Consider the following 14,866-nt stretch of genomic DNA (forward strand, 5'->3'; position numbering starts at 1 on the left):
GGTCATCCTGGACGTTGTCATCGTTCTTGTCATCGTGTCCATCGGCGGGTTCTTCGCCTCCGCGGAGATGGCCCTGATCTCGCTGCGCGAGGGCCAGGTGCGGTCACTCGCCAAGCGCGGCAGGCGCGGGGCGACGGCGGCCAAGCTGGCCTCCGATCCCAACCGGTTCCTAGCGTCCGTGCAGATCGGCACGACCCTCGCGACGCTGGTCACCGGCGCCTACGGCGCCGACACGCTGGCCGGACTGCTGCGCGACTGGCTGGTCAGGCAGGGTCTGGGCCACGACGCGGCGGCGCCGCTTGCGTTCGCCATCGTGACCGTCTGCATCACCTTCCTCACCCTGGTGTTCAGCGAGCTCGCGCCGAAGCGCCTGGCGCTGCAGCGCACCGTGCGGATCGCGTTGTTCGCCGCGCCGACGCTTGACGTGATCTCCCGGCTGGCGCGGCCCGTCGTCTGGCTGCTCTCCGTCTCGGTCAACGTGGTGGTCAGGCTGCTCGGTGCCGACCCGCGCCAGGGCCGCCAGGCGATGACGGAACAAGAGGTGCGCGAATTGGTCGCGGGCACGCAGACGCTGAGCGTGGACGAGCGGCGCATCGTCGGTGAGGTCTTCGACGCGGGCAAGCGGCAGATCCGCGAGGTACTGCGGCCGCGCACCGAGGTCGAGTTCCTGGCGGCGGGCACCACGGTCGGCGAGGCCGCGCGGATCGCCTCGAGCGTGCCGTACTCGCGGCTGCCGGTCTACCAGGGCTCGTATGACAACGTCGTCGGCTTCGTGCACATCAGGGACCTGCTCGGCCCGGCCGCGCCGGACAAGGCGGCGCTTGTCGACCAGGTGGTCAGGCCGATCAAGTTCCTGCCGATCAGCAAGACGGTGCTTTCCGCGCTGTCGGAGATGCGCCGTGAGCGCGCGCACCTGGCGATCGTGGTCGACGAGTACGGCGGCACCGCCGGCATCGTCACCCTCGAGGACCTGGTCGAGGAGCTCATCGGCGACATCAGGGACGAGTACGACACTGGCGAGGCTCCGGCCACCAAGCTGCCGCAGGGCGAGGTCGAGGTGGACGGCCTGCTCAACCTCGATGAGTTCGCCGAGCAGACCTCGATCAGGCTGCCGGAAGGCCCCTACGAGACGGTGGCGGGCTACGTGCTCGCGGCACTCGGCGAGCTCCCGGCGCCCGGCGACGCGGTCGAGATCCCCGGGTACACGATCACCGTGACCGAGATGGACGGCCGCCGGATCGCCCGCCTCCGCGTCACGCCGCTCCCTGAGCCGGCGCCAGAGCCTGGCACGCAACCGGAGCTAACCGGGGGCAGCACCGCGGAGGGCGCCTCCTAGGGCGCCCACGCAAGACCCGCGTCCCCCGTCCACGGCAACTACACTGTGCCCCTACACGGGGAAACGCCCTGGTGGAAGGGATAGGTGTGTCCGGACCTGGTGGGTTTGACACCGTTCTGGTCGTTGACTTCGGTGCGCAGTATGCCCAGCTCATCGCCCGCCGCGTACGGGAGTGCCACGTCTACTCGGAGATCGTGCCTTCCACGATGCCGGTGAGCGAGATGCTGGCCAAGCACCCGAAGGCGATCATCCTGTCCGGCGGGCCCGCGTCGGTTTACGTCGAGGGGGCGCCGGCGGCGCCCGAGGGGCTGTTCGACGCGGGCGTGCCGGTCTTCGGCATCTGCTACGGGCACCAGGTGCTTGTCCGCGAGCTTGGCGGCACGGTCGAGCGGACCGGCGCGGCCGAGTACGGCGGCACGCCGCTGCACGTCCTGGGCGGGCCGGGTCAGAGCGCAGGCGGCCTGCTCCTCGCGGGGCTCGGCCCGGAGCTCAGCGTGTGGATGTCACACGGTGACACCTCGACCGCCGCGCCGCCGGGGTTCACGGTTACGGCGCAGACCGCGGCGACGCCAGCGGCGGCGGTCGAGGACAGGGAGCGCGGCCTGTACGGCGTGCAGTTCCACCCCGAGGTGATGCACACCGAGTACGGCACCAAGGTGCTGCGCCGCTTCCTCGACGCGGCGGGCTGCCGCCCGACGTGGACGATGCTGAACATCGTCGAGGAGCAGACCGAGCGGATCAGGGAGCAGGTCGGCGACGGCCGTGCGATCTGCGGGCTGTCAGGCGGCGTCGACTCCGCGGTCGCGGCGGCCCTGGTCCAGCGCGCTATCGGTGACCGGCTGACCTGCGTGTTCGTGGACCACGGGCTGCTGCGCAAGGGCGAGGCCGAGCAGGTGGAGCGGGACTTCGTCGCGGCCACCGGCGTCTCGCTGAAGGTGGTGGACGCGCGCCGCCGCTTCCTGGACGCACTCGCCGGGGTGAGCGACCCGGAGGAGAAGCGCAAGATCATCGGGCGCGAGTTCATCCGCGTCTTCGAGCAGGCCGAGCGGGAGATCCTGGCCGATGCCGCGGCCGGCGGCGAGGCCGTCGAGTTCCTGGTGCAGGGCACGCTCTACCCGGACGTAGTCGAGTCCGGCGGCGGCGCGGGCACCGCGAACATCAAGTCGCACCACAACGTCGGCGGCCTGCCGGAGGACCTGCAGTTCAAGCTGATCGAGCCGCTGCGCAAGCTGTTCAAGGACGAGGTGCGCAAGGTCGGCGCGGAGCTCGGCCTGCCGGGCGAGATCGTGGGCCGGCAGCCGTTCCCCGGGCCCGGCCTCGGCATCCGGATCGTCGGCGAGGTCACCGAGGAGCGGCTCGACCTGCTGCGCGAGGCGGACGCGATCGCGCGCGCGGAGCTGACCGCGGCGGGCCTGGACGAGGAGATCTGGCAGTGCCCGGTGGTGCTGCTCGCCGACGTGCGCTCGGTGGGCGTGCAGGGCGACGGCCGCACCTACGGCCACCCGATCGTGCTGCGTCCGGTCTCCTCCGAGGACGCGATGACGGCGGACTGGACCCGGCTGCCCTACGAGGTGCTGGCCAAGATCTCCACCCGGATCACCAACGAGGTGCCGGGCGTGAACCGCGTCGTGCTGGACGCCACCTCGAAGCCTCCGGCCACCATCGAGTGGGAATAGGTGTAATCTCAGCGCCCGAATGAGGATTCTGCCCGGTGGAGGGGATTTCGCGGTGGTGCAAGGCCCGGAGAGCCATGCGGGCGCTCGTCAGGAGTACGAGCGGGAGCTGGCCGAATTCGCCGAGCGCTGCCGCGAGTTCGCGCAGAACGAGGGCGTGCCGGCCGCGCTGTCCCACTCGGAGAGCGGTGCCCGGCAGTGGATCTCAGACGAGCTGAGCCGCCGCGCGCAGCGGCTCGCGGTGGCCGCGCGGGCCGAGAACTCGGCCTGGCTGGCGCTCGTCGGGCGCTGGACGATGCGCGGCAGCTGGATCCTCGGCGGGCTGGTCGTCGTGGTCGACCTGGCCACGCTGCCGGTCTCCGGATCCTGGACGCTGCCGCACACCGCCGTGCTGCTCGCGTTCGCCGCCCTGGCCGCGCTGGTCTCCGGGTTGAGCCTGGTGCACAGCGAGGTGGGCGGCGTGCTCTGCTTCATGGTCGGCGCGGACGGGCGGCTGTCCCCGGCCAAGGCGCTCGGCCTGCTGTGGGGCGCGGCGCTGAGCACGGCGCTGGTCTACTTCGCCGTCGCGGACTTCGCGGCCGGCACCTCGACCGAGCGCTCTGATATCAGTGCCGCGATCTCGCATCCGCGCTGGGAGTATCTGGCGCTGCTGATCGCCCCGATCGTCGTGTCCATCGTCACGAACGCGGTCGCCGCGGCGCGGATGCGTCGCCGGGCGGTGCCCTACCTGCCGGGCCAGCGGGCGCAGTTGCGGGACCTGGCGCTCGACGAGACCGGCGTCGGTTCGGTCGCCTCGGCGGTGTGGCTGCCCTCGTACCTGGCGGCCGTGCTGTTCCTGATCGCGGGACTGGCTAAGAACCCTTACGAACTCCCGCAACTGCCCGCGATCGTCGTGTGGATCTCGCTGGCCGCCGCGGTGCTCTACGCCGCGGTGCGGCTGATCGAGTCGCGGCAGCCGGTGCTCGTCTCGGTGGTCCGGGTGCGTCCGGCGGGCGGTCTCGACGGGCCGATCCGGCAGGGCGACGAGATCGAGATCAGGGGCCTGGGTTTCGTGCCCCCGGCCGCCGCCGAGCCGGACCAGCTCGCCCGGATAGTCGTGAAGCTCGGGCCCATCCACATACACGTGCCGCTCGTTCCGGGCGCCGAGGGCGGTTTCAGCAATCCGACGGACAGCTCCGTCACCGTGCCCATCCCGTACGACGTGGATCCGGGACCGTGGACGGTGCGCGTGGTGACGGCCGCGGGCCTGGAGACGGACGACTATCCGCTGGACATCGCCGCCGCCGAGGACTGACGCGGCACCGAGGCCGTCACCCGCCCACGTGCTCAGCGCCGCCTGCGGGTGATCGCGCCGACCACCCACGCCAGCCCGAGGCCGAGCACCAGGACCGATCCGGTCCACTGCGCCGCGGCGTGCAGGTGGCCGTCGGAGGACAGCAGGTACACCAGCCCGATCCCGATGAACACCAGGCCCGCCGTGATGGACGCGGCATCCGGCCGAATCCGGGTGTGGTTCTTGTTCTCGGTCTCCATCATCAGTTCCCTGTTCCGATGTTCACGTCGCCGATGCCGACCTTCAGGTCGAGCACGATGGTGCCCTGGGCCTTGCCCTGCGCCGGGATGGTGAAGTTCCGGTCCACGTTCATGCCGCTGTCGCGGTTGGTGCCGTAGACGTTCAGCTCCGGCTGGCCGTCGTCGGACACCATGCCGACGTCGGTGTGCGTGTGGATCGTGACGGTCACGTCCGTCGGCAGCACGACCTGCAGGTCCCCGATGCCGACCTGCGCCTTCGTCGTGACCGTATTGCCGACGCCCGGCTGCACGCTCGACAGGTCCAGCGAACCGTCACCGACCGCGAGCTGGTACGAGGGCTGGATGGCGGCCGCCGAAGTGGGCGTCCAGCTCTCGTCGCCGACGGTGCCGTGCAGCGGGACGCCGACCGCGGCGAGCGCGATCAACGGGACCGCCACGACGAGGCCGATCGGCACCAGCGCGGTCGTCTTGCCGAACACGCCGCCGACCACCATGCCCGCGCCGAGCAGCAGCAGCACCAGCGCGCCGCCGGACAGCCAGCTGAGGCTGATCAGGCCGGCCGCGTCCAGCACGCCGAGCACGCCGGTGGCCGCGAGCAGGCTGGCCAGCACGAGCCCGCCGTAGCCGCGCCGCCGTACCCGCTCGGGCGCGGCCGTCTCGGCGAACGCGGGCGGCGGCGCGTCCTGCGGGCCGGCCTCCCCGAAGGCGTTGAACGCGTTGACCTCGGGCTCCGCCGACGGCTCCCCACCGCCCGTCGTCGTGCCCTGCGATCCCTCCACCGGCTGCTGCCACCAGGTCGGCGGCTGCTCCGGCGAGTTCGTCCCCGCGCCGCGGCCGAGCTTGACGTCGCCGCGCCAGATCAGCACGCCGACCACCGCCGCCGCGAGCATCCACAGCGGCCACATGTTCGACACGCCCTGGGTCAGCGCGCGCAGCGACACCAGCGCCCCGGCGCCGAGGCCGAGCGTGACCGCGACCGCGATCAGCGGGTTGCTGCCGATCAGCACGCGGTGCACCGCGGAGCGGTCCGCCCCTTCCCGCGGCAGGAACAGCCAGGCGGCGGCGTACGCCAGCAGGCCGATGCCGCCGACGAAGGAGAGCACCGCGAACAGGATGCGGAAGACCACGGGGTCGATGTCCAGGTGTCGGCCGAGCCCCCCGCACACGCCCGCGATGACCTTCGAGCGCCGGTCTCGGCGCAGCGGGCCACGCGCGGCGTGGCCTCTCGTAGTCTCTTCGCTCATGGTGACCAGGATTCTGGATCGGAGGGGTCGGCAGCCATTGGGGACAGCCCGGAACGCACCCTGGAATCCGCCGGCCGCGGTCTCAGGGTACGTCTCGGGGTCAATCCCCGATGCCCGGCGAGGTTCGCGCGTGTGACCATGATGGGGTGATGTCGCCGCCCCTGCCCGAGGACACCCGCCGCCTGCGTCGCTCCCGCCGGGGACGGCTCGCCGGCGGGATCTGCCGCGGGCTGTCGCTGCACCTCGGCGCGAACGTGTGGCTGGTCCGGCTGCTGTTCGTCCTGTTCACCTGGATCGGCGGCCTCGGCGTGCTGACGTACGCCGCGTTCTGGATCTTCGTCCCGCTCGGCGACATCCCCGAGGAAGATCGCTCGGCCCCCCGCCCGCAGGTCCGACTGGTGCTGCTCGCACTGATCGCCCTCGGCATCCTGCTGCTCTTCGGCCTGCCGATGCGGCACCCGAGCAACTGGCGCACGATCCTGCCGCTGGCGGCCGTGGCCCTCGGGCTCGCGGTGCTGTGGCGTCAGGCGGACGACGTGCAGCGGGCCGGGGACGGCGGGCCGCGGGCGCGGACCCGGTCCACGACGCACCTCGCGCGCGCGGCCCTCGGCGCGGCGGTCGCGATCGGCGGCATGATCGCGCTGGCGGACGGCAACAACAGCTGGACCGAGACCGGCCGCACGCTACTGGCCGCCCTCGCCCTGCTGGTCGGCGCCGGGCTGATCGGCCTGCCGTTCTTCCTCAGGATCCTGCGAGACCTGGCGCACGAGCGCACCGAGCGCGCGCGGTCCCAGGAGCGAGCCGAGGTGGCGGCCCTGATGCACGACTCCGTCCTGCACACCCTCACCCTGATCCAGCGTCACCACGACGATCCCGCGCAGGTCGCGAGGCTGGCCCGCGCCCAGGAACGTGAGCTGCGCGAATGGCTCTACGGCGAACGCAAGTCGGCCGCGGAGAGCTTCGCCGAGGCGATCCGCGCGGCGGCGGCCGAGGTCGAGGACCGGCACGGCGCCCGGCTGGAGGTGGTCTCGGTCGGCGACGCGCCGCTGGATCCACAGCTCGAGGCGTGCGTCGCGGCGGCGCGGGAGGCTATGGTCAATGCGGCGAAGTACGCGCCCGAGGCACCGATCTCGGTCTACGCCGAGCTCGCTGACGACCGGGTCGAGGTGTTCGTCAAGGACCGCGGCCCCGGCTTCGACCTGGACGCGGTGGCACCGGACCGGATGGGCGTGCGCCAGTCGATCCTCGGCCGGATGCGTCGGCACGGCGGCCAGGCGGAGATCCGCACCGCGCCCGGCGAGGGCACCGAGGTGCGGCTGACGGCCAAGCGCGTGCCGCAGCCGTCCACGGGTCAGTCGTCGGCGCACCAGTCGTCGGCGGGCCAGCAGCAGTCGGCAGGTCAACCGTCGCCGGGCCAGCCGTCCGGGAACGAGTCGTCCTGGAACAACGAGGAGAGGTCAAGCGGTGCAGAGCGAACCGTCGTCGAGCCCTGAGGGTCAGGGTGCGGGTGCGGGACCGGGCGGCGTCCGCCCGGTCCGGGTGGTCCTGGTGGACGACCACAAGCTCTTCCGCACCGGTGTGCGCGCGGAGCTGGCCGAGGCCGCGCACGGCAGCGTGGAGATCGTCGGAGAGGCGCAGGACGCCCCCGGAGCCGTGGCCGTCATCGTCGAGCAGCGCCCCGACGTCGTGCTGCTCGACGTGCACCTGCCCGGCGGCGGCGGCGTCGAGGTGCTGCGCCAGTGCCTGCTCACCGGCGGCGGCCCAGGTAAGGCCTCTGATACGCGCTTCCTCGCGCTGTCCGTGTCGGACGCGGCCGAGGACGTCATCGGCGTCATCCGCGCCGGCGCCCGCGGCTACGTCACCAAGTCCATCTCCGGCACCGACCTGGTCGACGCCGTGCGCAGGGTCGCCGAGAACGACGCCGTCTTCTCCCCGAAGCTCGCCGGCTTCGTCCTCGACGCCTTCTCCGGCGCCGCCCCGCCCACCGCGTCCCCCGCCTCCGCGGACGAGGAACTCGACCGCCTCACCGCCCGCGAGCGCGAGGTCCTCCGCCTGATCGCCCGCGGCTACGCCTACAAGGAGATCGCCCGCGAGCTGGTCATCTCCGTCAAGACCGTAGAGACCCACGTCTCCTCGGTCCTGCGCAAGCTCCAACTCTCGAACCGCTACGAGCTCTCCAGATGGGCCAACGACCGGCGGCTCTAGGGTGCTGCGGGGAACTCGCGGCTCGCGGTTTGGGGTCGGGCCGTAGGCAGGGCCGATCACCAAGCCGCAAGCCATGAGCGTCCCCAAGGCTCCCGCCGCCACCCCGCCCTATCCCTACCCCCGCCCCCAGAACGGCGGCGTGGTGAACATCGCGCGGCGGTAGCGGAGGGTGAGGTGCATGCGGTGGTTGTATTGGACGGCGCCTACGGCGAGGCCCATGGGGAGGGGGGCGGGCGGGGCGTACCAGAGGGCTCCGGTGCGTACGGCGCCGAACCACAGTTGGTCGATCTCGCCGAGGTTGGCGAGCATCGTGCTCGGGACGCGGGAGGCGGTGCGGCGGTCTACCGGGCGTTTCAGGGTCCTGCGGATGCCGAAGGGGGCCCAGGGCTCGGCGAAGCCGCGGGCCATCGCGTCGAGTTCGACGGCGTTGCGGCGCAGCCACTTGGTCTGCGCGGATACCGCGGAGAGCGGGTTGGCGGCGATGTCGGCGAGGTCGAGGGCGACGGTTCCGTACGCCGCGTGGTTGCCCATCTTCAGCGACTCGTCCAGCACCGACCTGCGGTCCACCGGCATCACGACCCTGATTTGGCCCCAGCCCTTGCCCTTCGAGGCGTTCCACTCGTAGACGGCGCGGGCGACCTCGGCGAGCAGCGCGTCCTCGACGGTGGCGTCGGCGTAGTACGAGATGGCGTTCGACAGGTCGCGCATGTCCATGGCGACGTGCCGGAAGTGGTAGCCGTTCGTGGGACGGTCGGCGTCCTGCGCGGTGCGGCCGGGTTCGATGCGCAGCGGCGGGCCCTGGGTTCGCGGCGGGCGCGAACTGCCGCGCAGCAGCGGGGCCTGGTCGTGCGGCGGGGCGAGCGCCTTGCCGCCGGTGTACGCGGAGGCGATGGCGCGGAGCAGGCCGAGCGCGGAGTACGCGTCGAAGCGGGCGGCGTGCACGGCGAGGATCAGGTTCGTCACCCGCGGCTGGCGCAGCACGTGCAGCCGGAAGAGCGGGCCGGTGCGCACCGGCAGGGGGGTCGCGAAAATCTCCTCGCGCGCCTCGGTGAGCTCGCCCCGGTTCGCCGCCATCCGGTCCTGGACGGGGTCGGTCTCCGCGATACCGGGTATGGCCCATTGGGTCCACAGTCGCATGGGGGAGGTGGTGGCGATCCGCGCGCGGGCCTCGGGATGGGCCTCGAGCACCGCTCCGACCGCTTCGCGCAGCCTCGGCAGTTCGAGACGGCCGGTCAGCGCGGCCTCGACGTAGTGCAGGTTGGGCTCCTCGGGGCGTTCCGAGAGCAGGTTGACTTCGTCGACCGCGGAGCATGCTTCGGTGTGCACGACGTCCCATCTCGCATAACGCTTTCGCCCGCCAAGCTGAGACCAGATTGTATCCGTCCCGCGAAACGAGTGGCGTTGATGAGGTAATCTCACTTATCCTGTCCGTGCATGAAACGAACCTGAAGGGGGGCGGCGTGACCGTGAGGGAAAACAGCGGGGATGGCTGGTTGAAGCGGCTTACCGGCTATATCTGGCGGTACAAGAAGATCGTGCTGATCGCGTCGGCCAGTTCGATCGCCATCGCCGGGATCGGCGTCGTGGTTCCGCTGGTGCAGCGCACCATCATCGACGGCGTGATCATCCAGGGGAACCGTCCCGTGCTGCCCTGGGCCATCACGCTCATCGGCATCGCCCTGCTCAACTTCGTGGTCTCGCGCGCGCGCCGCTACCTCGGCGGCTCGATCGGCATCGAGGTGCAGAACGACCTGCGCACCGAGGTCTTCGACTCGCTCTCCCGGCTCGACGGCCGCGGCCAGGACAACCTGGAGACCGGGCAGATCGTGGCCCGCTCCTCGTCCGACATCAACATGGTCTCGCAGCTGATCGGCATGGCCCCGATGCTCGCGGGCACGATCCTGATGTTCTTCGCCTCGATCACCGCGATGCTCTTCCTCTCCCCGCTGCTCACGCTGGTCGGCCTGGCGGTCGGCCCGGGGCTGCTGGCCGTGAACGTGGTGGCCAGGAAGCGGCTGTTCCCCGCCACCTGGGACTCGCAGCAGAAGACCGGCGCGCTGGCCGGCGTCGTCGAGTCGGCCGTCACCGGCGTGCGCGTGGTCAAGGGCTTCGGCCAGGAGCAGCAGGAGATCGACAAGCTGGACCGCGCCGCGAGCACGCTGTTCGCCTCGCGGCTGCGCCAGGTGCGGCTGACCGCGCGCTACAACCCGACGCTCGGCGCGATCCCGACCATCGGCCAGATCGGCATCCTCGCGCTCGGCGGCTGGATGGCGCTGCGCGGCGAGATCACCATCGGCACCTTCTTCGCCTTCTCCAGCTACCTGGCCTCGTTCGTCGGCCCGGTGCGCATGCTCGCCACGCTGATCACGTTCGGCCAGCAGGTCAGGGCCAGCGCGATCCGCGTCTTCGAGGTCATCGATTCGAAGCCTGATATCCAGGACAAGGACGGCGCGGCCGAGCTCCCGCACGAGGCCCTGGACGTCGAGTTCGACGACGTCACCTTCGGCTACGTGCCCTCCGAGCCGGTGCTGCGCGGCCTCGACCTGACCGTGCGGCACGGCGAGACGATGGCCGTGATCGGCACCTCGGGCTCCGGCAAGTCCACGCTGGCCATGCTGCTGCCGCGCTTCTACGATCCGCAGGGCGGCGTGGTACGCATCGGCGGCCAGGACGTGCGCGACGTGACCACCGAGTCGGTGCGCGCGTCGATCGGCCTGGTCATGGAGGAGGCCTTCCTCTTCTCCGACTCCGTGCGCGCGAACATCGCCTACGGCCTGCCGCAGGCGACCGACGAGCAGGTGCGCGCCGCCGCGAGCGCCGCCGAGGCCGACCGCTTCATCGAGGAACTCCCGCAGGGTTATGACACGGTCGTCGGCGAGCAGGGCCTGACCCTCTCCGGCGGCCAGCGCCAGCGCGTCGCCCTGGCCCGCGCGCTGATCACCGACCCGCAGATCCTGCTGCTCGACGACGCGACCTCGGCCGTGGACGCCGCCACCGAGGCCGAGATCCACGCCACGCTGCACCGGGTCATGCAGAATCGCACGACCCTGCTGATCGCGCACCGCCGCTCCACCCTGCAGCTCGCGGACCGGATCGCGGTGCTGGAAAAGGGCCGGCTGATCGCGGTCGGCACCGCCGACGAGCTGGAGCGCGGCTGCGCGCTCTACCGGCTGCTGCTGTCCGGTCCGGGCGACGACGCCGAGGGCGTGGACGCGGGCGAGCTGCCGGTGGACCACGAGCTGCCGGTGGACAACGAGTCGATGCAGGTCGACGGCGTCACGCTGGCGCTGTGGGACCGCTCGCAGCTGGCGGGAGTCAACGGGTCCGCGCAGGCCGCGGTGGCCGCGGCCAACCGCGTGCCGCGCGGCGGCGGGGCGGGAGGGGGCGGCGGAGGCGGCATCATATCCGCGATGCCGGCCACGCCCGAGCTGCTCGCCAAGGTCGCCGCGCTGCCTCCGGCCAACGACAAGCCGAACCTCGACACGGCCGAGATCACCAAGGCCGACTACGGGTTCTCGCTCCGCCGGCTGCTCCGGCCGTTCCTGGTCCTGCTGGTGTTCGGCCTGCTGCTGGAGACCGCCGACGCGCTCGCCTCGCTGGCCATTCCGGCGCTGATCCGCACCGGCGTCGACCAGGGCATCCAGGGCGCCGCGTACCACGTCATCGCGACGATGGCGATCATCGGCCTCGGCCTGGTCGTCGCGGACTGGTTCGTGGAGTCGATCCAGACGATGGTCACCGGACGGATGGGCGAGCGGCTGCTCTACACCCTGCGGCTCAAGACCTTCGGCCAGCTGCAGCGCCTCGGCCTCGACTATTACGAGAAGGAGATGGCCGGGCGGCTGATGACCCGCATGACCTCGGACATCGACGCGCTCTCCAGCTTCCTGCAGAACGGCGTGTCCACCGCGGTCGTCTCGATCCTCACCTTCTTCGGCATCGCGGGCGCGCTGGTCGTGGTGAACTGGCGGATGTCGCTGGTGGTCTTCGCGGTGATGCCGGTGATGATCGTGGCGACGGTGATCTTCAAGCGGCTCTCCTCGCGGGCCTATACCGAGGCGCGCGAGCGGATCAGCGCCGTGAACGCGGACCTGCAGGAGAACGTCGCGGGCATGCGCGTGACCCAGGCGTTCCGCCGCGAGGGCGTCAACCGCGACCGTTACGCCGGCAAGACCGACGCCTACCGCGTCTCCCGGCTGACCGCGCAGCGCTACATCGCCACGTACTTCCCCTTCGTGCAGCTACTGGCCGACCTGACCGCGGCCTTCGCGATCGTCTACGGCTCGCACATGATCCATACTGGTGCGATGTCGGCGGGCGCGCTGATCGCGTACCTGCTGTACGTGGACATGTTCTTCTCGCCGGTGCAGAACCTCTCGCAGGTCTTCGACAGCTACCAGCAGGCCGCAGTCGGCCTGCGCCGGATCACCGAGCTGCTGCATACGCACACGAACACGCCGGAGTCCGAGCAGCCGACGCCGGCGACCGGGCTGACCGGGTTGATCGAGTTCAAGGACCTGCACTTCGGCTACTCGACTGCCGCGAATCCGGCGCTCGGCGGCCGGGACGCGGAGGGCGCCGGCGTGAACGTCGCGATCGAGCCGGGCACGACCGTCGCCCTGGTCGGCGAGACCGGCGCGGGCAAGTCCACGATGGTCAAGATGGTCGCGCGGTTCTACGACCCGACCTCGGGCGCGGTGCTGGTGGACGGCGTGGACCTGCGTGACTACGACCTCGCCGGCTACCGCGGGCATCTCGGCGTCGTCCCGCAGGAGGCGTATCTGTTCCCCGGCACCGTGGCCGAGGCCATCGCCTACGGCCGTCCCAACGCCTCCGACGCCGAGGTCGAGGCGGCGGCCCGGGCCGTCGGCGCGCACGAGATGATCGCCAGGCTCTCCGGCGGCTACCTCCACCAGGTCGGCGAGCGCGGCCGCAGCCTGTCCTCGGGCCAGCGCCAGCTGCTCGCCCTCGCCCGCGCCTACCTCGTGGACCCGGACATCCTGCTGCTCGACGAGGCGACCGCGTCCCTCGACCTGGCCAGCGAGGCGGCCGTGACCCGCGCCATGGACGAGGTCTCCCGCGCCCGCACCACCCTCGTCGTCGCGCACCGCCTCACCACCGCGGCCCGCGCCGACCGCATCCTCGTCCTCGACGGCGGCCTCATCGTCGAGGACGGCACGCACGACGACCTGCTCGCCGCGGACGGACCGTACGCGCGACTGTGGAACAGCTTCATGCACGCGAGCTCGGAGGGCGCCGCGGCGCTCTAGGTCGAGATCCAGGCCGAGATCCAGTCCGAGATCTAGGCCGAGGTCGAGGTCCGGGGAAAAGTATTAGCGCCCGGATCGCCGGTGGGTTGGGCTCCGCTTGCCGCACAAGGGGGAGAGGTTGCGGCTCACGTCGCCCCGGCGATCCGGGCGCTCGATGGCAGCGCCCTCACGAGGGGGAGGGGGTAGAGAACGCCGCCAGGTCACATGGCCTGAGGTGTTCTTGCGTGGCAGGAGGCTACGGGCGGCCGAAGCCGGCGACCTGCATGCCGATGTTGGACAGCGAGATCTCGCGGACCGTCGCTCCGGTGTGCGGTGCGTCGATGACCATGCCGTCACCGATGTAGATGCCGACGTGGCCGACGTAGCCGGGGCTGTCGAAGAAGAAGACCAGGTCGCCGGGCTCGGCGGAGGACTCGCTGACGGACGTCGTGACGCTCATCTGCTCGGCGGCGTTGTGCGGCAGCGAGACGCCCGCGGCGGCCCACGCCTCCATCGTCAGTCCGGAGCAGTCGAACGTGGAGGGGCCGGAGGCGGCGTAGACGTACTCGTCACCGAGCTTCGACTTCGCGTACGCCACGGCTATCGCGGCGCGGGAGTTCGGGGCGACCGCCGTCACGGTGTTCGACGTGCTGCCGCCGCCGGAGACGATCGTCTGCTGCTGCGCCGCGCTCAGGGTGCTGATCACGGACTTCGCCTGGGCGGTCGCGGACAGCGCGGAGGTCTTCTGCTTCTTCGCCGTGTTCACGGCCGCCTGCTGCTGGGTCAGCTCCGTCTGGGCGAGCTTCTGGTCGGCGGCGACCTGCGACTTGGCGGTGGCCAGCTCCTTGAGCAGCTGGGCTTCCTTCTGCGAGATCTCGTTGCTGGCCAGCGCCTTGTTGAGGTAGGTCTCCGGGCTGGACTCCAGCGCGAGTTCCAGGGTCGAGGACATCCCGGCGCTCTCGTACTGCTGTGCGGCCTGCAGGCCCATCGTGCGCTGCAGCGAGCTCATCTCGGCGGTGGCGCTGGAGATCTGCGCCTGGAGGGCGTTCACCTTCGTCTGCAGCGTCGCGGCCTGCTCGGTGGCGGCGTTGTAGGCCTCGGTGGCGGCCTCCGACTGCTGCATCTTCTGGTTGTAATCGGCCTTGGCCTGCGTCAGGGTCTCGGCGTGCGCGCTGCCCTGCATCAGCAGGGTGGAGCCGGCGGCTACGCCGACCAGGGCTACAGCCGAGGCCTTTCGCGTCGAGAGTTTCGGGGCGCGATGAGACGGCATGCGTTCCTCTTCCGGTGGCGCCTACCGGGTTAGCTGACGGGTTCGGGCGGGAAAAGTCGCCCTACACCTTGCCTTCGCGGTTCGCGGCTGCGAACCGGTCGGGCGCGGTGATTCACCCCGGTGCTTGCGGGTGGGTCCCCGGCTCCGCGGCGGTCCCGTTCCGTCCGCGTCCCGCGGTGTTCGCGGTGCACGGCCCGGTGGTGGGGCCCGCCGATTGGACTCGGCGCGGATATCCGCCGGGGGTCTGGCGACCCCGCGTGGGGCGGTATCTGGGTGTGGACTCTAGCGATCCGGTTGCGGGGCTTCGATTTTTCGGCCCCGCTCTTTAACGTCTCTTTGCCCGTGTCGTGATCGAT

10 protein-coding genes and 1 riboswitch are annotated in these 14,866 nt (G+C 71.2%); of the genes, 6 read left to right on the plus strand and 4 right to left on the minus strand.

Annotated elements, in window-relative coordinates; all coding sequences use genetic code 11:
• The 3 genes from VG296_RS06780 to VG296_RS06790 form a co-directional block, all read left to right on the plus strand.
• On the plus strand, positions 1–1,336 hold a 1,336-nt coding region (locus VG296_RS06780), incomplete at its 5' end, for a hemolysin family protein (RefSeq protein ID WP_325564215.1).
• Between the two features lie 80 nt (positions 1,337–1,416).
• Positions 1,417–3,012: a glutamine-hydrolyzing GMP synthase gene (gene guaA / locus VG296_RS06785; protein ID WP_349259482.1), complete on the plus strand. Its 1,596-nt coding sequence runs from the start codon at positions 1,417–1,419 to the stop codon at positions 3,010–3,012.
• A 52-nt stretch (positions 3,013–3,064) separates the two neighbouring features.
• The gene (locus tag VG296_RS06790) at positions 3,065–4,303 is read left to right on the plus strand and encodes a hypothetical protein (RefSeq protein ID WP_325564219.1); all 1,239 of its coding nucleotides are present in this window, start codon (positions 3,065–3,067) and stop codon (positions 4,301–4,303) included.
• 32 nt (positions 4,304–4,335) lie between these two features.
• Here VG296_RS06790 and VG296_RS06795 read toward each other — a convergent pair whose 3' ends face one another.
• Both VG296_RS06795 and VG296_RS06800 read right to left on the minus strand, forming a co-directional pair.
• Positions 4,336–4,545 (minus strand): hypothetical protein, encoded by a 210-nt coding sequence (locus tag VG296_RS06795; RefSeq protein WP_325564221.1) that lies wholly within the window; start codon positions 4,543–4,545, stop codon positions 4,336–4,338.
• Positions 4,545–5,786 (minus strand): PspC domain-containing protein, encoded by a 1,242-nt coding sequence (locus VG296_RS06800; RefSeq protein ID WP_325564223.1) that lies wholly within the window; start codon positions 5,784–5,786, stop codon positions 4,545–4,547. The genes VG296_RS06795 and VG296_RS06800 overlap by 1 nt, the downstream gene beginning before the upstream one ends.
• A 149-nt stretch (positions 5,787–5,935) precedes the next feature.
• On the opposite strand from VG296_RS06800, the gene VG296_RS06805 reads away from it, so the two are divergent.
• Positions 5,936–7,279 (plus strand): PspC domain-containing protein, encoded by a 1,344-nt coding sequence (locus tag VG296_RS06805; protein WP_325564225.1) that lies wholly within the window; start codon positions 5,936–5,938, stop codon positions 7,277–7,279.
• The gene (locus VG296_RS06810; RefSeq protein WP_325564227.1) at positions 7,251–7,991 is read left to right on the plus strand and encodes a response regulator transcription factor; all 741 of its coding nucleotides are present in this window, start codon (positions 7,251–7,253) and stop codon (positions 7,989–7,991) included. Before VG296_RS06805 ends, VG296_RS06810 begins: the two co-directional genes overlap by 29 nt.
• Positions 7,992–8,105: 114 nt before the next feature.
• Here VG296_RS06810 and VG296_RS06815 read toward each other — a convergent pair whose 3' ends face one another.
• Positions 8,106–9,317, minus strand: coding sequence for a hypothetical protein (locus tag VG296_RS06815; protein WP_325564229.1), 1,212 nt, complete (start codon positions 9,315–9,317; stop codon positions 8,106–8,108).
• 134 nt (positions 9,318–9,451) lie between these two features.
• Between VG296_RS06815 and VG296_RS06820 the strand changes: the two genes are divergently transcribed.
• Positions 9,452–13,261, plus strand: a complete 3,810-nt coding sequence (locus VG296_RS06820) for an ABC transporter ATP-binding protein (protein WP_325564231.1) — start codon at positions 9,452–9,454, stop codon at positions 13,259–13,261.
• Positions 13,262–13,496: 235 nt separating this feature from the next.
• On the opposite strand, the gene VG296_RS06825 is transcribed toward VG296_RS06820, so the two are convergent.
• Positions 13,497–14,510 (minus strand): C40 family peptidase, encoded by a 1,014-nt coding sequence (locus VG296_RS06825; protein WP_325564233.1) that lies wholly within the window; start codon positions 14,508–14,510, stop codon positions 13,497–13,499.
• Between the two features lie 3 nt (positions 14,511–14,513).
• A riboswitch (cyclic di-AMP (ydaO/yuaA leader) is annotated at positions 14,514–14,672 on the minus strand.
• Between the last annotated feature and the right edge of the window lie 194 nt (positions 14,673–14,866).

Source organism: Actinospica sp., assembly GCF_035552695.1.
Classification (GTDB): domain Bacteria; phylum Actinomycetota; class Actinomycetes; order Streptomycetales; family Catenulisporaceae; genus Actinospica.